General features: G+C 41.2%; 18 protein-coding genes and 1 pseudogene. 13 read left to right on the top strand and 6 right to left on the bottom strand.

The window, feature by feature from the left end; all coding sequences use genetic code 11:
• Positions 1-9: 9 nt before the first annotated feature.
• On the bottom strand, positions 10-2,481 hold the full coding sequence (locus tag I6F41_RS05125; RefSeq protein WP_197107856.1) for an alpha/beta hydrolase family protein: 2,472 nt from the start codon (positions 2,479-2,481) through the stop codon (positions 10-12).
• Positions 2,482-2,850: 369 nt separating this feature from the next.
• On the opposite strand from I6F41_RS05125, the gene I6F41_RS05120 reads away from it, so the two are divergent.
• From I6F41_RS05120 to I6F41_RS05105, 4 genes are all read left to right on the top strand, one after another.
• Complete coding sequence (locus I6F41_RS05120; RefSeq protein ID WP_197107855.1) at positions 2,851-4,080, top strand: glycosyltransferase; 1,230 nt, start codon at positions 2,851-2,853, stop codon at positions 4,078-4,080.
• Positions 4,081-4,195: 115 nt separating this feature from the next.
• Positions 4,196-5,422, top strand: a complete 1,227-nt coding sequence (locus I6F41_RS05115) for a threonine/serine ThrE exporter family protein (protein ID WP_182683698.1) — start codon at positions 4,196-4,198, stop codon at positions 5,420-5,422.
• A 184-nt stretch (positions 5,423-5,606) separates the two neighbouring features.
• On the top strand, positions 5,607-7,655 hold the full coding sequence (locus I6F41_RS05110; protein WP_197107854.1) for a S9 family peptidase: 2,049 nt from the start codon (positions 5,607-5,609) through the stop codon (positions 7,653-7,655).
• Positions 7,656-7,875: 220 nt separating this feature from the next.
• Entirely contained in the window at positions 7,876-8,301 is a 426-nt protein-coding gene (locus I6F41_RS05105) for a hemerythrin domain-containing protein (protein ID WP_011329866.1), read from the top strand.
• Between the two features lie 104 nt (positions 8,302-8,405).
• Here I6F41_RS05105 and I6F41_RS05100 read toward each other — a convergent pair whose 3' ends face one another.
• Positions 8,406-8,819: a hypothetical protein gene (locus I6F41_RS05100; RefSeq protein ID WP_197107853.1), complete on the bottom strand. Its 414-nt coding sequence runs from the start codon at positions 8,817-8,819 to the stop codon at positions 8,406-8,408.
• A 430-nt stretch (positions 8,820-9,249) separates the two neighbouring features.
• Between I6F41_RS05100 and I6F41_RS05095 the strand changes: the two genes are divergently transcribed.
• The 9 genes and pseudogenes from I6F41_RS05095 to I6F41_RS18155 all read left to right on the top strand — a co-directional run.
• On the top strand, positions 9,250-11,610 hold the full coding sequence (locus I6F41_RS05095) for a TonB-dependent receptor (RefSeq protein ID WP_197107852.1): 2,361 nt from the start codon (positions 9,250-9,252) through the stop codon (positions 11,608-11,610).
• Between the two features lie 24 nt (positions 11,611-11,634).
• Positions 11,635-13,800, top strand: a complete 2,166-nt coding sequence (locus I6F41_RS05090) for an FAD-dependent oxidoreductase (protein WP_011329863.1) — start codon at positions 11,635-11,637, stop codon at positions 13,798-13,800.
• A gap of 1 nt (position 13,801) precedes the next feature.
• Positions 13,802-14,620 carry a DUF547 domain-containing protein gene (locus I6F41_RS05085; protein WP_197107851.1) on the top strand — a complete coding sequence of 273 codons (819 nt, stop codon included), beginning with the start codon at positions 13,802-13,804 and terminating at the stop codon, positions 14,618-14,620.
• Positions 14,607-15,905 (top strand): ABC transporter substrate-binding protein, encoded by a 1,299-nt coding sequence (locus I6F41_RS05080; RefSeq protein WP_086994651.1) that lies wholly within the window; start codon positions 14,607-14,609, stop codon positions 15,903-15,905. Before I6F41_RS05085 ends, I6F41_RS05080 begins: the two co-directional genes overlap by 14 nt.
• Entirely contained in the window at positions 15,902-17,656 is a 1,755-nt protein-coding gene (locus tag I6F41_RS05075; RefSeq protein WP_197107849.1) for an ABC transporter permease, read from the top strand. The genes I6F41_RS05080 and I6F41_RS05075 overlap by 4 nt, the downstream gene beginning before the upstream one ends.
• Before the next feature lie 39 nt (positions 17,657-17,695).
• On the top strand, positions 17,696-18,334 hold the full coding sequence (locus I6F41_RS05070) for an ATP-binding cassette domain-containing protein (RefSeq protein WP_197107846.1): 639 nt from the start codon (positions 17,696-17,698) through the stop codon (positions 18,332-18,334).
• Between the two features lie 16 nt (positions 18,335-18,350).
• Complete coding sequence (locus I6F41_RS05065) at positions 18,351-18,995, top strand: CDP-alcohol phosphatidyltransferase family protein (protein WP_089369151.1); 645 nt, start codon at positions 18,351-18,353, stop codon at positions 18,993-18,995.
• Entirely contained in the window at positions 18,988-19,779 is a 792-nt protein-coding gene (locus I6F41_RS05060; protein ID WP_197107844.1) for a sterol desaturase family protein, read from the top strand. The genes I6F41_RS05065 and I6F41_RS05060 overlap by 8 nt, the downstream gene beginning before the upstream one ends.
• Before the next feature lie 126 nt (positions 19,780-19,905).
• Positions 19,906-20,159 (top strand): annotated as a pseudogene (locus I6F41_RS18155) (IS110 family transposase); the annotation flags it as partial.
• A 34-nt stretch (positions 20,160-20,193) separates the two neighbouring features.
• On the opposite strand, the gene I6F41_RS05055 reads toward I6F41_RS18155, so the two are convergent.
• From I6F41_RS05055 to exaC, 4 genes are all read right to left on the bottom strand, one after another.
• Positions 20,194-20,751 carry a hypothetical protein gene (locus I6F41_RS05055; protein WP_197107843.1) on the bottom strand — a complete coding sequence of 186 codons (558 nt, stop codon included), beginning with the start codon at positions 20,749-20,751 and terminating at the stop codon, positions 20,194-20,196.
• Between the two features lie 28 nt (positions 20,752-20,779).
• On the bottom strand, positions 20,780-21,274 hold the full coding sequence (locus tag I6F41_RS05050) for a Panacea domain-containing protein (RefSeq protein WP_197107842.1): 495 nt from the start codon (positions 21,272-21,274) through the stop codon (positions 20,780-20,782).
• Positions 21,255-22,250, bottom strand: coding sequence for a hypothetical protein (locus I6F41_RS05045; protein ID WP_197107841.1), 996 nt, complete (start codon positions 22,248-22,250; stop codon positions 21,255-21,257). The genes I6F41_RS05050 and I6F41_RS05045 overlap by 20 nt, the downstream gene beginning before the upstream one ends.
• Positions 22,251-22,757: 507 nt before the next feature.
• Positions 22,758-24,278 (bottom strand): acetaldehyde dehydrogenase ExaC, encoded by a 1,521-nt coding sequence (exaC, locus tag I6F41_RS05040; RefSeq protein ID WP_011329851.1) that lies wholly within the window; start codon positions 24,276-24,278, stop codon positions 22,758-22,760.
• Between the last annotated feature and the right edge of the window lie 124 nt (positions 24,279-24,402).

Raw genomic sequence — 24,402 nt, 5'->3', positions numbered from 1 at the left:
CGTATTTTACTACTGACTCGGTGTTGGCTCTGCCACTTGCTCAGTTATTACCTTTACCGGCTCAGCCTCTTCATCCATTAACAGGTATTTGTTTAGCCACTGTTCCTGCTCCCACAATACATGCAGTAAACTTTTACGGGCTCGATAGCCATGTGCTTCATGGGGTAGCATAACTAAACGCGCTTCTTTACCTAAGCCTTTTAACGCGGCGTACATACGCTCACTTTGCATTGGAAAAGTTCCAGAATTCGGATCTTCTTGCCCGTGAATCATTAACATTGGCTCGTTAATTTTTTCGGCATGAAAAAAGGGCGACATGTTTGCGTACACATCTTGGGCTTGCCAAAAGTCGCGCTCTTCGCCTTGAAAGCCAAACGGCGTTAAGGTGCGATTATACGCGCCACTGCGGGCAATACCGGTTTTAAACAAGTCACTATGCGCTAATAAGTTAGCCACCATAAATGCACCATATGAATGCCCTGCTATGGCAATATTGTTGCCATCAGCAATGCCTTTTTTAACCAATACATCTACGGCAGCTTGTGCGCTGGCCACTAGTTGCTTTCTAAAGTTATCGTTTGGTTCAGTGCCCTTAATACCTACAATAGGCATTTTAGGATCGTCAAACACCGCAATACCTTTAGCTAAGTAAGGCATTGGGCCCCAGTAACCAATAGAGGTAAACTCATAAGGCGACTCACGCACTTGAGAAGCGACTGCTTTGTCTTTATATTCAAGCGGGTATGCCCACATTAATACAGGTAATGGACCTTGAGATTTATCATAACCTGGTGGTAAATAAAGTGTGCCTGAAAGCTCAACACCGTCATCTCGGGTATAACGTAATTGCTCTTTTGTTACGCCTTTAAATGCAGGGTAAGGGTGCTCAAAATTAGTAATTTGAGTTAAATTTTGTTTATTTAAATCACGAATAAAAAAGTTAGGTTGCTCTGTTTTAGACTCTCTAATAGTAATAAAACGCTTACCTTCGTCATCAAGTAACGCACGAACACGCTCATAATAAGGGGCCGCTGATTGCCACAAACGTTTGCTGCTATTCGTTTTTACATCGTATTGGTCTAAAAACGGCACATTACCTTGCTCTGATGCGCCATTACCGCGTAAAAATAGATAGCGTCCGCCAACTACTCTTATTACCTTGCTGCCTAAATCATTGCGCTCATATAGTGCTCTACCAGGGTCTTTGTAGGCATCGTTGTAACTACGCTCTGAAAATAATATGCGGTTTTTATCAGCATCACGTGGGGCAATAATATAAGTACGCACTTGGCGGTCACTAAAGCGCCAATCGCTGAGCATAGCAATATTATCGTTACCCCATTCTATACCCGAATAACGACGCTCTACTTTAGCAAACAGTTTAGGCTCGCGCTTAAACGGTGCACGTAAGCTGTAAATAAAGTCGTGATATTCAACATCGGTTTTCATATCACCACCATCTTGCGCTTCAGCCCAAATAACCTCTGCACCTTGATCGCCTCGCCACTCAAAGTCACGTCTGCCAGTACGTACACTGTCGTAGCCTTGTGGAATATTATCGGCTAATGGTTGTTTTGCCAGCTCAACTAATGAAAAACCACGCATTCCCCATATTTGCCATGTTGTAGCAAAGCGGTTGTATGGAACTTGATACGAAAATGGCTCGTTTATGCTTGCCACTAATATATTGGTTGAGTCGGGTGATACTGAAAATGACTTAAGCAACGCAGGGCGGCCAATCGGTTGCGCATGTCCATCAAGCGTTATATAGGCGAGTTGCCCTTGGCCATAAAACTTAAACTGCGCCTCATCAAACGGACCAGTTAATAAGTTTTGATAAGTACGTGCAGGGGCTTTTTCGCCGCTACTTTGCTGAATAACAGGCACAGTACTTTGACTATCATTTTGTAACCTGGTTTTTCCTAAATTCACGGCTAAATTTGCAACCAAGGCACTGCTATCGGGTAGCCATTCATAAGGGGATGCAGTAAGGACAGAGTTAAGCGCAATTGAGTTTAGCTCATTAGCTTGTTTTGTTTTTACATTGTATAACCATAAACGCGCATCATTTTTTTGCTCAACCACGAAGGCTAAGTACTCACTATTTGATGACCACTTTGGTGCGCGAATAATACCTTGTGGCAAGTTATTAATATTAATAACCGTACCACTTTGCACGTGTTTAATTTGCACCGCACTGTATTTTGCACTTACGCGTGAGCGTGAAAAGTTTGCCGGGTTGAGTTTAATGCCCGCCAGTTTAAGCTCCTCTTTTGCCAACTCATCTAACGACACTACACGTTTGCGCTCAAACAATGCCAGCCATTGGCCATCGTCTGACAAACTACTGGTGGGCGATAACTTAGCATCTACTAATGCAGCAAGTTCAGCCGATGGCGTTTGATATCCTTGCTCTGCATAGCTCATTGGCAGTAATGCAATACAGCCAATAAAGGCAACTAACAGCCTAAAAGCGTTCATGTTTTGTCCTTTAGTAATTATTTAGTTTAATAAAGCTATCTAAACATGTTTTGCCGCATTCATAAAGCATTAAGGTTATACAAAATAGCGTAAATGATTTATCGCCACCCTAACTTAAGCTACACTACAGCGCTATTTATAAAGTGCTGTACACCTAAAAAACAATGCTGATGAATAAAGTAAATGCAGTCATATTTTTTAATATTACCCATTAATATAAAATGACTTTATAAGCATTGAACTTGTGTAGAACTAGTGCGCTAAATTTACTGTGCTACTACCGTTATTATTGTAATAACCATCACAAAAAATAAGCTTACCTGTTTCTATATGGGTAAATTTAAACTTACTAAAAAGAGATCCTAGCCAATGAAAAAAGTGCTGGTAATTGGCTACGTATGGCCAGAGCCCAACTCATCTGCTGCAGGCACGCACATGATGTCGTTATTAAATGCCTTTAGAGCCCAAAACTGGCAAGTAGAGTTTGCAACGCCGGCACTGCGCACCGAGCACATGGTCAACCTTGACGACTTTGGTATTAGTAGCCAGAGCATTGCGCTTAACTGCGAAAGTTTTGACGATTACGTTAAAGCATATGCTCCCGATATCGTTATGTTTGATCGCTTTATGATGGAAGAACAGTTTGGTTGGCGCGTTGATAAGCATTGCCCGAATGCGCTGAAAATTTTAGATACTGAAGATCTACAATGTTTGCGTAATGCCCGCCACGAAGCCCATAAAGGCGAGCGAGAATTTACCACTAACGACTTGCATTCAGACATAGCAAAACGCGAAATTGCAGCCATCTTACGTTGCGATTTAAGCCTTATTATTTCTAGCTATGAAATGAGTTTACTTAATGATGTATTTAAAATAGAGCCTAGCTTATTACACCATTTACCTTTTATGGTCGATTTAAACACATTGCCCACCAGCACTAAAACCTTTGAGCAGCGCCAACACTTTATGACCATAGGTAATTTTAGGCACGCGCCAAACTGGGATGCAGTGCTTTATTTACAACAAATTTGGCCTCTTATTCGCAAGCAACTGCCTAAAGCTGAGCTGCATATTTATGGATCGTACCCGCCGCCAAAAGCAACTGCACTTAACAACCCTAAATCGGGGTTTTTAATTAAAGGCTGGGCCGATAATGCGTTTGAGGTAATGCAAAGCGCACGAGTATGTTTAGCACCACTGCGTTTTGGCGCAGGTATTAAAGGTAAATTACTTGAAGCCATGATTATGCAAACCCCAAGTGTTACCACTAATATTGGCAGTGAAGGTATGCATAATGAGTTACCTTGGCCTGGAAAAATAGCAAACACCGCCGAAGATTTTGCAAATGCAGCCGTTGAAATGTACAACAATCAAAGTGAATTTGAACAAGCACAACAAGATGGCAATACACTACTTAATACGCTGTATGACAAAGCCCAGTTAAGCGCTGCGTTAATTCAAAAAGTCGATTCAATAAGTAGCGATTTAAATACCCATCGCGAAAAAAACTTTACAGGCCAAATGCTCAAACATCATACAATGCGCAGCACACAATACATGTCGCAATGGATAGCTGAAAAAAATAAAAAATTAGATTAAAAATGACTAGACACACACCAATTAGTGTTTAAAATCGCGCCCATTAAACGTGGGCAAATTTCGCAATTTTGTCTATATTTTTAGCTTAGTTATTTAACCGTTGGCTTAAAAGCATTTGAAAAACGCAACCTTTACAGAAAAACGCAAATTTATCGTTAAATTAGGTAAAATGCTGCACAAATATGGTACGCCCGCATACCGCTTAGAAGCGCATTTAATGGAAGTTGCGACCTACTTAGACCTTAAATCGTCGTTTGTTATGTCGCCTACCTCTGTTACCTTTGTTATTTGGACCGACGGCCACGAAGACGAGTATACCCATGTTGCACGGGTAGATCCTGGCGATCACGACCTAGGCTCACTTGCCGACACCGACGACTTAGTTAATCAAATGCTTGATGGCAAGTTAACCTTGCACGAAGTGGACGAACAGCTAGACATTATTTTTGTTGCTCCTAACTCTTACAATAAACTCACTACGGGCATTGCGTTTGCCACATCTGGTGGTGCGTTTGCTATGTTAATGGGCACCAGTTGGTTTGATGTAGCTTGGTCTGCGTTACTCTCATCTCTTGTATACTTGTTTGTGCTGTGGTCGGGGCGCTCAAAACGTGTCGCCCACATGCTTGAGCCTTTGGTAGCAATTGTATCGTCAATCATTGCTTGTGCTATTAGTGTTTATTTTGCCCCAGAGATCAATATACGTTTAGTGGTACTGTCGTCCATCATTGTATTTATTCCAGGTTTAGCATTAGCCCTAGGATTAGCAGAACTTGCAGCAAGGCACTTAGTGTCGGGTACAGCACGGGTGATGGACTCATTCATGTTGCTGTTTAAACTCTACTTTGGTGGTTTTATTGGCATAGGTATTGGTTTTGCATTATTTGGACAGGCCGACTTTGTGCAACCTGCGCCACTGCCAGCGTGGACGCCTTGGCTGGCTATATTTTTACTGTGTAGCAGCCTAATAGTCATATTTAGAACCAAGCTTAAACATGCCGTGTGGTCTATCGCATCTGGCTTTATTGCTTATGGCACCAGTATTGGCTCGGCTATGTATCTCGATTACACCTTAGGGACCTTTGTTGGCGCATTAGCCGTTGGCATATTTAGCAACTTATTTAATCGCGTGGCCAACGCCCCCGCTTCTATTGTTGCTATGCAAGGCTTAATTGTATTAGTACCGGGTAGCAAAACCTATATTGGCTTAAATTCGCTTATTGAAGGTCAAGACTTTGTTTATGCAGAACATATAGGCCAGCAAACGTTTTTAATTTTTATGTCGCTAGTAGCTGGGTTAATTTTTGCCAACGTAGCACTGCCACCTAAAAAGAGTTTGTAACGCGCTTTTCTCACCTATCCATTAATTAAAATATACGCCAACATTTGTGATAAAAGTTGGCGTCATTACTTTTATCACCGCTTTATCCATTAACCTTTATAAACAGTGTGTTAATCGCATTTTTTAGCCTATTACATCAGCCTTGCTATACTGCCAAGTTAACGTGTATATAAAGGAAAGTTTAATGTTAAAACTTAGCTTAGTGCTTGCAATGGGATTATCTAGCTCATTGGTAAGTGCTTCAACAGTATTAACGGTTGAAGATATCCCAAAAATTCAATCAGTTATTCAAACCAGTATTAGTCCAGATGGCGATAATGTCGCTTTTACTCGTTCGGTGCCGCGTGAGCTGTATGTTGATGAAAATGGCACTAACTACCGTGAGCTGTATGTGGTTAACGACAAAGGTGTAGAGCGCCCTTTTATTACCGGTTCGGTTAGTATTAGCAGCATTCAATGGTCTAACAACAGTAAAACCATCTACTTTTTAGCAAAATTAAAAGATGACAAATTTACCGCGCTTTATCAAATTCCGGTTGATGGCGGCCAAGCACATAAAGTACTGTCATTAAAAGATACCTCTATTTCAAGCTACGCACTAAGCCCTGACAATAAACACCTCGCTATTTTGGCAATGCCAGCAGCTGATAAATCTGATAAAGAGCTTAAAAAATTAGGCTTTATGGCAGAGGTATACGAACAAGGTTTAAAAAACAAACAGCTGTTTATTGCTGATTTAAAAAAAACCGATAAGCCACTTTCACCTGCCGCGCTCAATGTAGCTAACTATGTTAGTGATGTTAACTGGGCTGCCGATGGCAAAAAGCTACTGGTTAAAACTCAGCCTACTGCGTTAATTGATGATAAGTACACAAAATCACAATGGCACTTGTTTGATATAGCAAGTAATCAAGTAACTATGTCGTTTGCCACAGAGGGTAAACTTGGTACAGCAGAGCTTTCTCATGATGGTCGTTATATCGCAATTTTAGGCGCACAAGATAAACACGATCCTGCTACTGGTCGCTTATTTTTAGCCGATACAAAAAGCGGTAAAGTAGATGAGTGGTTACCCAACTTTAGCGGCCACGTAGCCGATATTGAATGGCAGAATAAACGCAATACCTTAAACTTTATTGCCAATGTAGGCACCCAAAGCTTTGTCGGCAGCATTAAAACCGGCAGCAATAAATACAAAAAAATAGTTAAAGAAGGTCAATTTATTGCCTCAAGCCTAAGTATCTCTGCTTCAGATAAAACCTTAGCGCTGCGCGCCAATACCGCAAAACATCCTAACGAAGTGTTTATTGTTCGTAGCAAAAAAGCAGAGCGTTTAACCGATTCAAACACGTGGCTAAACGACAAGCACTTTGCCAAGCAACAAACAATTAATTTAAAAGCCCGTGACGGCGTAGAAATTGATGGTGTACTTGTGTATCCGCTTGATTATAAAAAAGGGACACGTTACCCATTAATCATGTCGGTACATGGCGGCCCTGAAAGCCATGACAAAGACGGTTGGTTAACTAACTACTCACGTCCTGGTCAAATGGGAGCAGCTCGTGGTTACGCTGTATTTTATCCAAATTATCGTGGCTCAACGGGTAAAGGGGTTGATTACTCTAAACTTGGCCAAAATGACTACGCAGGCAAAGAGTTTGATGACTTAGTAGATTTTAAAAACCACCTTGTTGATATGGGTTTAGTAGACACTAAACGTGTTGGTATTACTGGTGGCTCATACGGCGGTTATGCTTCTGCGTGGGGCGCAACAAAATTAACTGAGCACTTTGCTGCCAGCGTAATGTTTGTTGGCGTATCTAATCAACTATCTAAGTTTGGTACTACCGATATATCTAACGAAATGAACCTAGTACATGCTCGTTCATACCCTTGGGATAAATGGCAATGGTACTTAGAGCGCAGCCCTATTTATTGGGCTGGACAATCTAAAACACCGTTATTAATTATGCACGGTAAAGACGATCCTCGTGTACACCCAGCGCAATCAATGGAGCTATACCGCTACATGAAAGTGCAAGGTAAAGACGTGCGTTTAGTTTACTACCCTGGCGAAGGCCACGGTAACCGTAAAGTAGCAGCCCAGTACGACTACAGCTTACGTTTAATGCGTTGGATGGATAACTACCTGATCGATGGCAATAAAGACATGCCTGCGTTTGAAATTGACCACGCAGCTAAACTTAAAGCAATAAAAGACGCAAATAAATAGCTAGCTAAATACGGTTATGAATAAGTAAGTTATTTTATTACAGGGCTAGTAGCAATATTAGCCCTTTTTGTTGTTAGTTTTATACTGTGCATAGTAATTTTTACACACCTCTCAAATAATCTCTTTGTAATAAAAACAAAACCCCTTGTATTACAGTGTATTAAAAATGGCCTTATATTTGCTTCATATTATTTAAACAATAAGTAAAGTAGGAAATAAAATGAATATTTTTGAAGCACTACGCGCCGATCATGACATACAGCGTAAGTTAGTAGATGCGCTTATTCAAACTCATGGTGATACAGATGAGCGTCAAAAATTAATGCTTGAACTAAAAACACAGCTAAAACAACACGCAAAGTTTGAAGAGCGATATTTTTATAACCCACTGATGTTTGAAGATCTAACCCATGAAAAAGCCCGCCATAGTGTGGCAGAACATCATGATATTGATGAATTAATTGAACAACTTGAAGAAACCGATAGGAGTTCACCAGCGTGGTTGGTTGCTGCTAAAAAACTCCATCATTTAGTGCATCATCACTTAGATGAGGAAGAGCACGAAGTATTTCAACTAGCCGGCAAAGCACTAACCGAAGGGCAAAAAGAAAGCTTAGCTGAGCACTACAACGATGCAATGCACTAACTGCATGCAGTAACTACTTTATACACTATAACTTTAACTTTGATACACTCCCTTGTGTACTATTTGGTTATAAGCCAAGCGGCTTATAACCAATTTTTTATGTATTACTTTATAGTAAATTTTACGTCTTGGTCGCGCAGTAAATACAACGCAAAACACGCTGCCCACATTGGCCATGCAGTAAAGAATAATAAGTGATTAAAGCCATCTATGTACTGGTTGTACGATGAAAGTGTAGACAAGCCATGCATTACAAAAATGATTCCGTAAGTAAGTCGCTTTTTAATACCCGCCAAAAATGCTAATACTAAAACTAACTGCAGCGCACCTAACACATACGCCACTATATCTGTTGACCCACTAATGCCATAAAACTTTTCAAAAATACCGGCGCTATGTGCCGGGTTCACAAATTTATCCAGCGTCCACATTATCATTACAATAAAAACACCCACACGCAGAGAGAATAAAGACCACTGCAAACGGTTTTGTAGATCGGCACTGATTGGGTTTGTCATAAAACTTCCTTTAATAAAAAATATTAATAAACTATTAAATTACCAAGACCGTATAACTTGGTTTTTATTTCAAAAAAGTATAATTATTTTTAATTACCCTTACCTACTTAGCTTATTAACAGTTAAAGCACGGCTTATTTTAAGTATTTAAACGCTGTACATAAAAGCTAATAAATATAATAGGTTAACTGCTGGCAAGTAGACTACAATTTAAAAATATGTTTAAAAGCAATTATTTATAATCTGTGTAATATCGCCACCCTATTACTATTTTATTTACAAATGAAACAGCAATGTTTTATTGGCACGCTTTAAACGCAGCTGTTTTGTTATGCCCTAAAAAATAAAAAAAATCGAAACTTTACTGAAAGTTATTTTTACACCTTTCGGTCTTTATCATCATCAACTATTAACAAAAAAGAGAAAGCCCTTGAAATACCAATACTTAGCCCTATCGTTAGCAAGCGTATTAAATACCCCACTGCTGGCGCAAGCTGCCCAAAGCTCAACAGTAACAACCAATAACACCATAGAGCACATTGAAGTAGCTGGCCAAGTTATTAAATCTCAAGGCCTTTCAGTTAAAGATGCCAGCATAGATGGTCCATTTGGCGACAACTTAGCACTAAAAGACATAGCACGTTCGGTAACGCCTATTTCGAGCGAGCTAATAGAGCAGCTTAACATTACCACGTTACAAGATGTGCTTGCAGTAAGCCCTAATACCTATTCAGCAAGTGGTTTTGGCGCGCCAAGTTTACCCACTATACGCGGCCAATTAGGTGAGCTTTTTCAAGATGGTACACGTCGTCAAGCGGGCAACAATGGCTTTGGTGTACCGTTATCGTTCAACGCTATAGAACAAATAGATGTAGTAAAAGGTGCGCCACCGGTATTATTTGGCTCAAGCCAACGCAATGGCGGGTTTGTAAACTTACACTCTAAAAAAGCCGCTACAGACGAAAGTAAAGGTAAAGCAAGTTTATCGGCAGGACGATGGGATCAATATCGTGTACTGGTTGACTACAGCGCCCCCATAGTAAAAGACAAAGTAGGTTTTAGAGTTAGTGCAGAGCATATTGATAACGGCAGTTATTACGACTACTCAGGCACAAAAAGCGACAGCTTATTTGCAGCCCTGCGTGTATTTCCTGATGATAAAAGCAGCTGGGATCTTAATTTTGAATTATACCAAGTTGAATTTACCGATAACGCCGGTATTAACCGCCCTACTCAGGCGTTAATAGATGACGGACTGTATATTACCGGCCAAGGTGTGCAAGCAAATGGTAGCACTGTACCTTTAGCGGGTTCGATTATTTCGCCAACCGGGCAAGTTAAAATAGATCGCAGTACCGTACTGACCGATCCTGATAATCAAAACGAAGCCACTACTTACTTACTACACAGTATTTATAAACGTGAGCTTTCTAGTAATGCGTCAATTAAAAACATTTCCTACTTTCAGCATTTACAACGTGATGAAATTGCACAAAACAGCTTTGTTGAAATTATAGAGGGTGCCGATACCGCGCAAAACCGTACCGAGCTTACCTACCTTTGGAATAGTAACCAGCAAACTATTTTTGCCTTTGATGTACGTTATAACCGCGTATTAGGTTACAGCCAATTTACCACCGAAGCCGACTTACCCATAGATTTAACTGGCCCACTTTCAAATAGACGCATACCGCTAAGTGCAGAGCAACAAGCACGCTTTATTGAACTTCGCCCAGGTGTATATGTATCGCCGGGTGGTCAGTACGATATTAATAACGACGGCAGTGGCGACTTTAACTTATCAGACACCACAGACTCACGCTCATGGCAAACAGGGGTGGCTATTCAGCAAGATTCAGATTGGACAGATAAGTTTCATACCAGTGTTGGCTACCGCGTTGACTTTTATGACGTAGAAGCAAACGACCCAATAGCACCTGTAGGGAAAATTGCCGCCAGCGACAGCATTAACGACACTTTGCATTCAGGGCAAGTAAGTTTTAATTACCGACTCAGCGATGATTACACCACTTATGGCGCAGCAAGTTACAACGAAGCCACATCAAATAGCATGGCTGGCGGCACTACACTTGGTGGCGACAATACCATTAGTGCACAAAATTTTGCCACCGAAAATACCCTAGTTGAGTTTGGTTTAAAATATGCACCAACCAATAGCGATTGGTACGCCGATGGCGCAATATTTAGCCAACGCCGTAGTTTACGTAACCGCGATGGCAGTAATACTGGTATTCGCACCACAGGTTTTGAAAGCCAAGTATTTTACGATGCCTACCCGTACTGGTTAAGCGCAGGTTATAGCTACATTGACGCCCGCTACGATAATTCTGCAAGTAGTCAAGATTCTGCCCAAGTAGCCGATGCATTTGACAATTCTCGTCCTGATATTATTGCAGGCACCAGTGTGGGCGCTCCTAGTTTTACCGCATTTGCGCCTTCAAGTAGCCAAGTTCAAGGCATTCCAGAGCAATCTTTTAGCTTTAACGGAAATTATTCAATTAATTCGAAATGGCAAACGGGTTTTTCAGGTCTATATACAAAGAGTTACCCATTAGACTTTTTGGCAACCGTACATATTCGCGATCAGTACACATTAAACGTAAATACTAGCTATGCTTTTACGCCTAGCACCAAGTTACGCTTAGATGTAAACAACGTTACCAATCAAAAAAATTGGCGCCCTGTATTTGAAGGCGGTTATTTTGGTGCAACCTTGGCTTTTCCTGAATTACCAATAAACGCCAAGCTGACGCTTACGCATAATTTTTAAAGACAAGTTTGAAAGAGAGAGAACATGATTAAAAAAATACTTTTGTTATTGATTGCAGCGGTCGCCATCGGCCTGTTCTTTCATTTTGATTTGCACCAACTACTTACGCTTGAGGGCTTAAAAGGCTCGATGGATCAGTTTAGCCAATATAAAGCGCAATCTCCGCTATTAATAATTGGCGGATTCTTTTTATTGTATGTGGTGGTTACTGCATTGTCTTTACCGGGCGCGGCTATTTTAACACTGGCAGCGGGTGCTTTATTTGGCTTAGTTGAAGGCTTATTGGTTGCATCGTTTGCATCAACCATAGGTGCTACATTGGCCTTTTTAGTATCACGTTACTTATTGCGCGACACCATTAAAAAGCGCTTTCCTGAGCGTTTAGCAGCCATTGATGCAGGCGTTGAAAAAGAAGGCGGCTTTTACTTATTTACGTTGCGTTTAGTGCCGGTGTTTCCGTTCTTTTTAATCAACTTGTTAATGGGCGTAACAGCCATCAAGTCATGGACTTTTTACTGGGTAAGCCAAGTGGGTATGCTAGCCGGTACATTTGTATTTGTTAATGCAGGTACGCAGCTTGCTCAAATAGAGAGTTTATCGGGCATTTTATCGTTGGACTTAATTTTATCATTCGCTTTATTGGGCGTATTCCCATTTATTGCTAAAGGAATCTTAAACGTGTTTAAAAAACGTCGTGTATACAAAAACTATACTAAACCTAAAAGCTTCGACCGTAACATGATTGTTATTGGCGCGGGTGCTGGTGGTTTGGTAACAAGCTATATTGCCGCTGCTGTTAAAGCAAAAGTAACCCTTATTGAAGCGGGTGAAATGGGCGGCGACTGTTTAAACTACGGTTGCGTTCCAAGTAAAGCGATAATTAAAAGCGCTAAAATTGCAGAGCAAATTCGCCACGGTGAACACTACGGCCTAGAAAACATGACACCGCAGTTTTCGTTTAAAAAAGTAATGGCGCGTGTTCATAAAGTAATTGCCGATATAGCACCGCACGACAGCATAGAGCGCTACACTAATTTAGGCGTAGACGTAGTAAAAGGCTACGGCAAATTAATCGACCCGTGGACGGTAGAAATTAAACTTAACGATGGCGGCACGCAAACATTAACTGCGCGTACTATTGTTATTGCCACTGGCGCACGCCCATTTGTACCGCCACTGCCCGGTATAGAAGAAACCGGTTATGTAACAAGCGATACTTTATGGGATAAATTTGCAGCGCTAGATGAGGCACCTAAAAAGCTTGTAGTACTTGGTGGTGGCCCAATTGGTAGCGAATTAGCACAAAGCTTTGCCCGTTTAGGTTCAAGCGTTACGCAAATTGAAATGGCGGAGCGCATCATGATCAAAGAAGACGTTGAAGTGTCTACCTTTGCTCATGAAGCATTGAGCGAAAGCGGCGTAAACATTTTAACCTCGCATCAGGCATTACGCTGTGAAGCGCGCGATGGTAAAAAGTTCATTATTGTTAAACGCCTTAACGAAGGCAATAATGAAGAAATTGCTATTGAATACGACGAACTGCTATGCGCTGTTGGCCGCAGTGCCCGCCTTAAAGGTTACGGCCTTGAAGCGCTAGGCATAGAAACAAACCGTACAATAGTCACTAACGAATACCTAGAAACGCTATACCCTAATATTTTTGCCGCAGGCGATATTGTTGGCCCTTATCAATTTACGCACGTAGCGGCTCATCAGGGTTGGTACGCAGCAGTAAACGGCTTATTTGGTAACCTTAAAAAGTTTAAAGTAGATTACCGCGTTATTCCATGGACCACCTTTATTGACCCAGAAGTGGCACGTGTGGGCTTAAACGAGCAAGATGCAATTGATAAAGGTATCGATTTTGAAATCACTCGTTTTGAGTTTGAAGAGCTAGACCGCGCAATTACCGATAGCGCCACAAAAGGCTTTATAAAAGTCATTACCCCTAAAGGCAAAGACAAAATACTCGGTGTAACTGTGGTCTCTGAACACGCGGGTGATTTAATTGCTGAATTTGTACTGGCCATGAAACACGGTTTAGGCCTTAATAAAATACTGGGTACTATACACAGTTATCCTACTTGGGCTGAAGGCAACAAATACGCTGCAGGTGAGTGGAAACGCGCGCATGCGCCTGAAAAAGTACTTAACATGCTCGAAAAATATCATACGTGGCGTCGAGGCTAATATGTTTAACACAACATTAAAGCCTTTATTATTAAGTGCAGCGTTACTTGCAACGTCGCTTGCAAGCCAAGCGCAAAGCACGACGAATAACCTGCACGATAGCTGGAATGCCTTGCTAAATAAGCATGTTGTAGCAATTAACCATAATCACAGCACAGAGGTTGATTACGCTGCCATAAAACGTGAGCATGCACAGCTAAAAACGTATTTAGCTTCGTTAAGTGCTGTAACACAAAACGAGTTTGACGCGTGGGAAAAGCCTAAGCAACTCGCTTTTTTAATTAATGCGTATAATGCGTGGACTGTTGAACTTATATTAACTAAATACCCTGATATTAAGTCAATTAAAGACTTAGGCAGCTTTTTTAGCTCACCATGGAGCAAAGAGTTTGTGCCACTACTTGGTAAAACTCGCAGCCTTGATGACATAGAGCATGGTTTAATTCGTGGCAGCGGTAAATATAACGACCCACGTATTCATTTTGCTGTAAATTGTGCAAGTATTGGTTGCCCTGCGCTGCGCGGGGAGGCATTCACAGCTACTGAACTAGAGAGCCAATTGCAACAGCAAACGGTGCGTTTTTTATCTGATACAACACGTAATTTTGCGCAGGAAAATACGCTAAATATCTCCTCTATATTTAAATGGTACGGCGATGACTTTGAAAAAGGTTTTAGAGGTGCAGACACGCTACAGCAGTTTTTACTGCAATATAGCGATGCACTTAAACTAGTACCCGCTCAGCAAAAAGCGCTTAAAAATAATGACATGAAAGTAAAATTTTTAGACTACAACTGGGATTTAAATGCACGCCAGTAAGTTTTGGCAAACAGCTACGCGATACAGTGTTTACTGTGTCGCGTTTTGCGTTTGCTTAATAACAAGTTTAAGCACTTTTGCTAATAATAACGCTCAAAATATGAGTAAAGATTTAGTCACTCGCTGGAAAAGTATTGAAACGCTTGGTAATAACCAAAGCGTGTACTTTTATGCCTGGGGCGGCGACGCGCAAATAAATGCCTATATTCAATGGGCTGCCCAGCAAGTTAAAACTAAATATAATATTAACTTAGTGCATGTAAAGCTCAGCGACACCAGCGAAGCAGTAAGCCGTGTGTTGGCCGAAAAATCAGCACAAAATAATGACCAAGGCAGTGTTGATCTGGTATGGATAAACGGCGCTAACTTTGCCACCATGAGCGAGCACGCATTGTTGTTAAAACAGTGGGCGAATAAACTGCCACACTTTGCATACACAGATCCCGCTAATAACCCAGCTGTTAATTTTGACTTTGGTATACCCACAAATGGTATGGAAGCACCGTGGGGGCAAGCATCGCTCACCTTTTATTACGACAGCATTGCAATAAATGAACAAACAAACAACAAACTCCCTACTACATTAAACGAATTATTAAACTGGAGCGCACAAAACCCGGGGCGTTTTAGCTACCCAAAGCCGCCTGATTTTTTAGGGATGAGCTTTTTAAAATACGCCTTAGTAATACTGCATCAGCAAAGTAGTGAAAGCATTAAAGCGCAGTTAAACCAAGCGGCTACCGCTAACAACACAGCACAAGTGTTAACCCCACTGTGGGACTTTTTAAATAAGCTACACCCTACGCTTTGGCGTGGTGGCACTCACTTTATGCAAAGTGGCGCGCAAATGCGCCGTTTAGTAGACGATACCGAGCTAAGTATTGCCTTTACCTTTTCAGCACCCGAAGTGCCCGCAGCCGTTAAACGCTTCGATTTACCAAAAAGCATTCGCAGCTATGCAATGGCTGATGGCAGTTTAAGTAATACTCACTTTGTGGCAATTCCTTATAATGCAAGCCACCCGCAAAGTGCGCAATTAGTCGCTAACTTTTTATTAAGCCCAGAGGCGCAAGCCCAAAAGCAAAAAGCACATATATGGGGCGATAAAAGCGTACTTATTCAATCAAGGCTAACGCCAGAACAACAAGCTTTGTTTAAAACAGCTAAACCGCATCCAAGTGCACTGCCTTTTAACAGTATTAAGCGCACATTGAGCGAGCCACACCCAAGCTGGGTAAATGCCATAATGCAAGGCTGGCAAACTCGCTATGGGGTAAGCCAATGAGTGTTGTTAGCAATAAAGTGGCGACAAGCCATGGGCCTCACGCCCGTAAAAGCCATGATATGTTTAGTAAAATAGTAAAATTAAGCCCACGCTTTTTACTCGTTTTACTTATTTTACCCGTACTTGGCGGCTTAATTAGTGTGTTACTACCCGCCTTTGGTTATGCCCCTGCACTTGATCAAACAACATTTGGCTTGCAAGGCTTTACCATGCTTTGGCAAACACCCGGCCTAGTAAATATGGCTATGCTAAGTATTGGCACCGGTTTAATAAGTACCTTACTTGCTTTTATTATTACTTTGATGATTTTAGCCGCTTTTTTTAACAGCCCTTGGCTTAACCGCATTCAGCGTTTACTGAGCCCTATTTTAGTTATACCTCACGCTGCAGCGGCTATTGCGGTAGGTTTTTTAATTGCCCCTTCAGGCATGATTTCACGAATTATATCGCCTTGGTTAAGCGGGTGGGAACTTGCACCAAACGGCCTATTTCCGCATGACTCGTTCGGCATTAGTATAATTTTAGGGTTAACGCTTAAAGAACTGCCATTTTTGTTATTAATGGCACTAGGCGTACTGGCGCAGCCTGAACTTGGCAAAAAATTACGCCAGCAACATAAAGTTGCGCTTAATTTGGGTTACTGCCCCATGACCGCCTTTTTTAAAGTAATACTCCCTAGCCTTTACCCACTGCTGCGTTTACCTATTTTAGCTGTGCTCGCTTATGCCAGCGCCAGTGTAGAAATGCCACTTATTTTAGGCCCAAATACACCGCCAACATTAGCGGTAGCTATTATGCATTGGTTTAACGATGTCGATTTAAACTTACGTATTAAAGCCTCAGCCGGTGCTTTGCTACAACTGGCACTCACGGGTGGGTTACTTGCGCTTTGGCTTAGCGGCGAAAAAGCGATAAAGGTATTATTTAGCGATTCACTCACTAACGGGGTGCGCGAATACGGCGGATTTTATTGGCAAAAGCTAACGGTAATGCTCACCGTTTTAGTGATCGGTTTTATTTTACTGTCGCTAATTGCCCTTATTTTGTGGTCGGTTGCGGGCTTTTGGCGCTTTCCCGATGCACTCCCTGAGCAATTTACACTACTGCATTTTAACAGTGCATTAATGCAAATGAGCAACCCGCTTTTTAATACCCTAGCTATTGGTTTAGTAACAACGGTATTTGCCATTACGGTTACTTTATTGTGTTTAGAGTCGGAGCAGTTAAGCGACAAACCCATCTCTCGCTTTACCAGTTTAATTATTTACTTACCACTATTAGTACCCAGTATTGCCTTTTTGTTTGGCCTAGTATGGATACAACAATGGGTAAATAACCAAGCCGCATTTTTTAATGTGGTGTTTACCCATTTACTGTTTGTTTTGCCTTACGTATTTTTGTCACTCGCGAGCAGTTATAGGCGGTTAGACTCTCGCTTTGCGCGCGTTGCAGCAAGTTTGGGCGCAGCGCCTTGCAAAGTGTTTTTTAAGGTGAAATTACCGCAGTTATTTGCACCTATTTTAATTGCAGCCGCATTGGGATTAGCGATCAGTTTTGGTCAATACTTACCAACACTTTTAGCCGGTGGCGGGCGTATAGCCACCATAACAACCGAAGCCGTTACCCTGGCAAATGGCGCAAGTAGGCGCACCAGTGCCGTATACGCTATTATGCAAATGGCACTCCCGCTTATTGGATTTATACTGGCATGGGTTTTACCTAAGTACTTTTTTAAAAGTGCACGAGTGTAAAGTACCTATATTAAACAGTATTGAGTTAAAGGTTTTTTAATGCAGTCATCTTTACAGATTAAAAATTGTCAGCTTTATCGCCAAAATGAGCGACTACTTAGCTTAAACGAGCAAGTTAATGGCGGTGAAATTCTAACAATTATGGGCCCATCGGGCAGTGGTAAATCAAGCTTATTAAATTGGCTTACAGGTACTTTACCCAGTGGCTTTAAAGCCACTGGAGAGGTGTGGCTTAACGGTAAAAATATAAATGATTTACCCACGCATTTACGCCATATTGGCGTACTGTATCAAGACGCTTTATTGTTTTCGCACTTAAGTGTGGCGGGTAATATTGCTTTTGCTATGCCCAAAGGGGACAAAAAACAACGCATTGAAAAAATAGCACACGCACTTGAGCAAGTCGGTTTAAAAGGAATGGCCAATCGCCATCCCGATAGTTTGTCGGGCGGTCAACAAGCACGTGTTGCGCTATTACGACTGTTATTAAGTGAGCCAAAAGCTATTTTACTCGATGAGCCTTTTAGTAAGCTCGACACGCAACTGCGCGTTGATACCCGTGAACTGGTGTTTAGCCAAATACGCCAACATAAACTGCCTGCCATTATGGTAACGCACGATCATAGCGATTACGGCGCTGCAAACGGTAAACTTTTCACCTTAAATACTGTACTTTAAGCGCACAAGGCACCCTATGTTAGATAAATTTATCACCCCTGTAATAAAACCACTGTTAAAGCCTGTGGTAATGCTGATACATAAACGCGGCATAACACCCGATCAGCTAACGGTATTTGGCTTTTTAATTGGCTTGCTCGCAGTGCCATTACTTGCTTTTGAAATGTGGTACGGCGCATTAGCTGCCATTGTTTTAAATCGCATTTTAGATGGGCTTGACGGCGCACTAGCACGTCATGCTAATTTAAGCTCAAGCGCCGGCGGCTTTTTAGATATTACACTCGACTTTTTATTTTACGCGGCCATTCCGCTTGGCTTTATTTTGGCAAACCCCGAACAAAACGCCATTGCAGGCGCAATATTACTCGCTGCATTTATTGGCACGGGTTCAAGCTTTTTAGCCTTTGCCATAGCCGCTGAAAAGTTTAAACTCGAAAAGCCGCAATTTAAATACAAAAGCTTTTATTACTTAAATGGCTTAACCGAAGGCACAGAAACAATAGCGCTATTTATAGCCTTTTGTATTTGGCCGCAGCACTTTGCCCTCCTCGCAGGCATATTTGCTTTTGCCTGTGCCATTACCATATTTACCCGTATACATGGCGGCTACCACACACTTAAACAGCAAGAAGCCAATGAGGTTATAAATAATAATGACTAACGAAGTTTGGTGGCGACTCGGTTGCTTTTTTAGCATTTTAGTCATAATGATGCTGCTTGAATGGCGACAGCCCGCAAGGCAATCGCCCATTAAAAGCAGCACTCGCTGGTTTGCAAATTTTGGCTTAGTGTTTGCCTCATCTATCATTGCGCGCTTAGCCGTACCACTTGGTTTAACCGCAGTAGCACTTTACAATCATGAGCACAGCATTGGCTTATTTAACCAACTAGCCATACCTAGCATAGTAACCATAGTGCTAAGCCTTGTACTGCTCGATATACTCATTTATTGGCAGCATAGATTGTTTCATAAAGTGCCACTATTATGGCGTTTGCACCGCGTACACCACGCCGATGCGCATGTAGATACCAGTACCGGCCTGCGCTTTCACCCCATCGAAATTGTGCTTAGCATAGTTATAAAACTCATTGCAGTTACTGCACTTGGCGTACCCGCCATTGCCGTACTTATATTTGAAATCGCGTTAAATGGACTCGCCTTGTTTAACCATGCAAACATACGCCTACCAAACGCCATTGAAAAGCCACTACGCCTGATATTAATGACGCAAATACTGCACCGCATTCACCACAGTAAAGTAGTGAGTGAAACAAACTCAAACTATGGTTTTAGCGTTATTTGGTGGGACAAACTTTTTGGCAGCTATAAAAGTGAGGCCAAAAAAGTCGACGCAGAAATAGATATAGGCTTGGTTGAATACCCAAGTGCTAAGCAAAATGCCTCGCTGTGGGGGTTACTCATCATGCCGTTTAAAAACAAGTAAAAACAACTATATTGCACATCACACAATACCAATCTACTTAAAGCCTTTTGATGTAGATTGGTATAAATAAAATACTCTATGAATACGCCAAGTGAAAACTTTAAGGGGCTCTGTTTAATTTCTAAATTTTTAAGACAAAAATTTGTAGAATGGGCTGGTTTTACTATTCGTTATTCATTTTGGGAAAAGCTTATTATCGGCAGCAAGAAACCTACAGAAACCCCCATAGTACCATCATCAAATCATTAGCATTTAAGTGGATAAAAATACTATTTAGGTGCTGGAAAACACATACGCCCTACGATGAATCAACTTACTTAATCGCATTGAAAAGTAAGGAATCACCGCTGTTAAAATTTGCGGTGGTAAGTGAGCTTTAGTGCTTGCTGTCCACCTCAGGGCGTGTTGTTAGCCTTACTCGTCATCCGAGTCTTGTTTGGCTGGTTCTGGCTCTTGTGGTTTTAAGTCCGAAATACCATCGAGACTTCTTTTTTCCCATTCTGAGGTATCTAATTGCTTATTCTCATTACTCATAGTGCTATTCTCCGTTATTGTTAATGAACTGTATGCCGAATATATACCTATTAAACACAAGAATAATACGCCAAATAGAAAAGAGTTAAATGATCTCTTGTCGTATTTTTCTAATTTTATTTTGCTTGTTTTGTTGCTAAGTTCGTTTTCTAAGTGTTTAGAGTTTAATTGGTAAATTGTTAATGAAGTACCAATACAAATACCAAAACCTATAAATGCAGCAATATATATAAAAAGAATGTAATGGTGAGTTACACCAACTGTTGTCAAAATAGTAACTAATAAACCTATAGCGGCGGATGAAAGGGTTACTAATGTTTTATCCCTTTCCATCTTAGTCTGAATCCATGCTGATAGTAGCGTTGAATAAAAGGCAATATTCTTACCTTCCAACTCTCTTAGCTTTCTTTTATTCATATCGTCATCAGATTCAGCCATGATTATCCTTGTAAGGCTAACGCCGCGTTCACCGGCTTGTCCGGTGTAACGCTTTGTTAGCCAATACTTCCTTCTGCGCCATTTTTGGAAGATCTAATACAGCGTATCGATTACTTTCTTTTACAGGGAAAGTCGAATAGACATGATCAATGAAATCGTTGAAATACAGAGAGTCAGTTTCACGAACAATTTCTTCGATAACCTGAACCTCATCAGAATCTATGGAGTTATAGTTTTTTATATCGCCTACAAATTCAATTTGTTCTTTTAAGCTTCCATACGGGTTTCGTGTAACAACCACATTAAAGTCGGAACTATCTCTTGCGAGATTCACAACATCATCCACATATGGACCATAGTGATTGAAAAGCCACTCTATATTCGAGATAGTGCGACCATGTTTTTGGCTCATCTTCCAGTCAGCGAGGTATACCAGCTTAGTAAATCTGGCCTTTGATAAGTCAGCCTTATGGGTTATTTTTGAGTATAGAAACGCCATAAGGTCATGCAACTTTTTGCTCATCAGCCTCTCCTTCGCTTCTGCCGCCATCTTGTGCTGGCAAAGGTCTCATATCTCGTGACGATGCATCTGATATGAATTCAACCAATCTGTGGTTCTCTCTTTTTACCAACTCTCTTAGTTTAGAATCATCAAAATCGTTCTGATCTTGGCTTTCAAAAATTACTACACCTATATAGTGGCCGTGAGCATCCTCAATAGCAAACCCACCAATAGTACAACTCTTCATTCTCAATCGGGAGCTAATATCTCTTGAGAATCCGTAATTATCATCAAGATATTGATAGTAGTTTGTATTCTTTCTGTTAAAAATGGGGATAGATTTATCGAAATACTCACCCTCAGCCCACGCTTTTCCAATTACACCTTGGTTCCTTGAAAAGAATGGTCGACCAGGCTGGTTGAATTCATGATTTTTTGCAAATCTATCGAGAATAACAAGATTCTTCTTCTCACTATCTAAGTAATAAATAGATATTCTATGCTTAACAGTGAATGTCATTTCATTAAAAATCTGACATGTCCAAAGGTGTGCCATTCTCTTGAATGAGCTAATTAATTCTTCTGCCAACAAGTAATTATTTTCCACCTCAGCTCTTAATCTATTTTCTCGGTTTGACACCTCTATTCTCAGCTTATCATTTTCTAGTTTAAGATCTGCTATTTCTTCAGAATTAGAGTCATTCATAGCTTTAAGCGCTCGAAGATCTTTAGCCTGACCAACAGCGCCCCACAATGTTAACAACAGGAAAAAAATTGCCCCTGTAATAGGATTCCATACGAAAAACTTGAATGCTAACAAGAACTCCTTGAAATGAGATACATTTCCTAAATTATTACCGTCCCACCAATCAGCAACGAATGTTAGGAAAACTGCCACCCCTAGTGGCCCTAGAGCATTCAATATAACAAAGCCGTGATCTTCTATTGCGCCAACCACTTTGCTAATAGGCCTTGAACTACTACTAAATCCTGCCAACTATTTACTCCTTAATTAGATAGACCATTTGGCTAACAGCTTATTGAACACCACTATGGGGGTTTATAACACCCCAAAACGGCGTATATTACATTGCTCAATAATTCCATCAAACAACTCTAATGTAAACAAGTAATTACGTGTGTTATAAAATTGCCTTTGTTAAAATGCCCCAAAACGACTTTTAATAATGTTGTCCGACAAAGCCGCAACTATTGCAAATTTATACAGTTATTAATTATAAAATTTAGCTTGTATGAAACACCCTTTTTTAACACGGAAAAAAGAACACATATAATGAAAAGTGTGCAAAAACACGATTGATGCTTACCTTCAATGGGTATGGGTTACAACTTTTATGTAATTTCATGGTACGCACTATCCTAGTGCTAGGAGCGATAACGCGGTTGAGTCGTTTTAAATTAATTAAACCAATGTACAAAAAAGCGCTGCAAATATGCAGCGCTTATTACTTAACGGTTGTTTATTTTAACTTTGTACTTAAAATTAAAAGAAGCCGAGCGGATCTTCGCTGTAGCTTACTAATAGGTTTTTAGTTTGTTGGTAGTGACCCAGTGCGAGTTTGTGGTTTTCGCGACCAATACCTGATTTTTTATAGCCGCCAAACGCGGCATGAGCCGGATACATGTGGTAACAGTTAGTCCATACACGGCCTGCCTCAATTTTACGCCCCATACGATACGCTTGGTTCATGTTGCGGCTCCATACACCGGCGCCTAAACCAAATTCAGAGCTATTGGCAAGTGCCAACGCTTCGGCTTCGTCTTTAAAGGTCGACATTGAAATAACCGGGCCAAAAATCTCTTCTTGGAATACCCGCATGTCGTTGGTGCCTTTTAATAGCGTAGGCTGAATGTAATATCCGCCGTTAAGATCATCACTTAACTGCTCTACGTTACCACCGGTAAGTACTTCGGCGCCTTCTTTTTTACCAATTTCGATGTAGCTTAATATTTTATCAAATTGCGCTTTAGACGCCTGCGCACCTACCATGGTTTCGGTATCTAGCGGGTTACCGCGTTTAATTTGTGCTGTACGCTGTAAAATGCGTTCAATAAATTGCTCGTAAATATCTTCTTGAATAAATAGTCGCGATGGGCAAGTACATACTTCACCTTGGTTAAAGTAGGCCAGTATTGCGCCCTCTATTGCTTTAGATAAAAAAGCGTCGTCTTTGTCCATTACATCGCTAAAGAAAATATTGGGTGACTTACCACCTAGCTCTACCGTTGACGGAATAATATTTTCGGCGGCGCATTTTAAAATATGTGAACCCACTGGGGTAGACCCCGTAAAGGCGATTTTAGCAATGCGGGTGTTGGTAGCCAAAGCTTCACCTGCTTCTTTACCAAAGCCATTAACTACGTTGAGTACGCCCGCTGGCAGTAAGTCGCCAATCACTTCCATTAACACTAAAATAGAGGCAGGGGTTTGCTCTGCCGGTTTTAGTATTACACAGTTGCCCGCAGCTAAGGCTGGGGCTAGCTTCCACGCTGCCATTAGTATTGGGAAGTTCCACGGAATTATTTGCCCAACTACACCTAACGGTTCATTAAAATGATAGGCAACGGTAGTTTCATCAATTTCACTAATACCGCCCTCTTGTGAGCGCAGACAACCTGCAAAATAACGAAAGTGATCGGCGGCTAATGGAATATCGGCCGCGAGTGTTTCGCGAATTGCCTTGCCGTTGTCCCACGTTTCGGCAACCGCAAGTAACTCTAAATTTTGTTCAATACGGTCGGCTATTTTTAGTAATACGTTACTACGATCGGTAACCGATGTAGTGCCCCACTGCGCTTTTACTGCATGGGCTTTGTCGAGCGCAAGCTCAATGTCGTCTTTGTCGGAGCGCGCTACTTTGCAAAACACTTTGCCGTTTACAGGGCTAATATTTTCAAAGTACTGGCCGTTTACTGGCTTTACCCATTCTCCACCAATGTAGTTTTCGTATTGCGCTTTAAAGGTAATTAGTGCATCTTTTTCGCCTGGATTTGCATAAATCATAGTGACACTCTCTTGTTGTTATTAGCTAAAAGTCGAGCTATTAAATAAGTCTTTTTGCTTTATATTTAATCAAGTGCTGTTTTATAATTAATCAGCATTGATTGACATTAGACTATCAAACACT

This window comes from Pseudoalteromonas sp. SCQQ13 (assembly GCF_015864415.1).
Classification (GTDB): domain Bacteria; phylum Pseudomonadota; class Gammaproteobacteria; order Enterobacterales; family Alteromonadaceae; genus Pseudoalteromonas; species Pseudoalteromonas nigrifaciens.
Note: the sequence above shows the minus strand (reverse complement) of the source record. Positions and strands in the feature narration are given on the sequence as shown.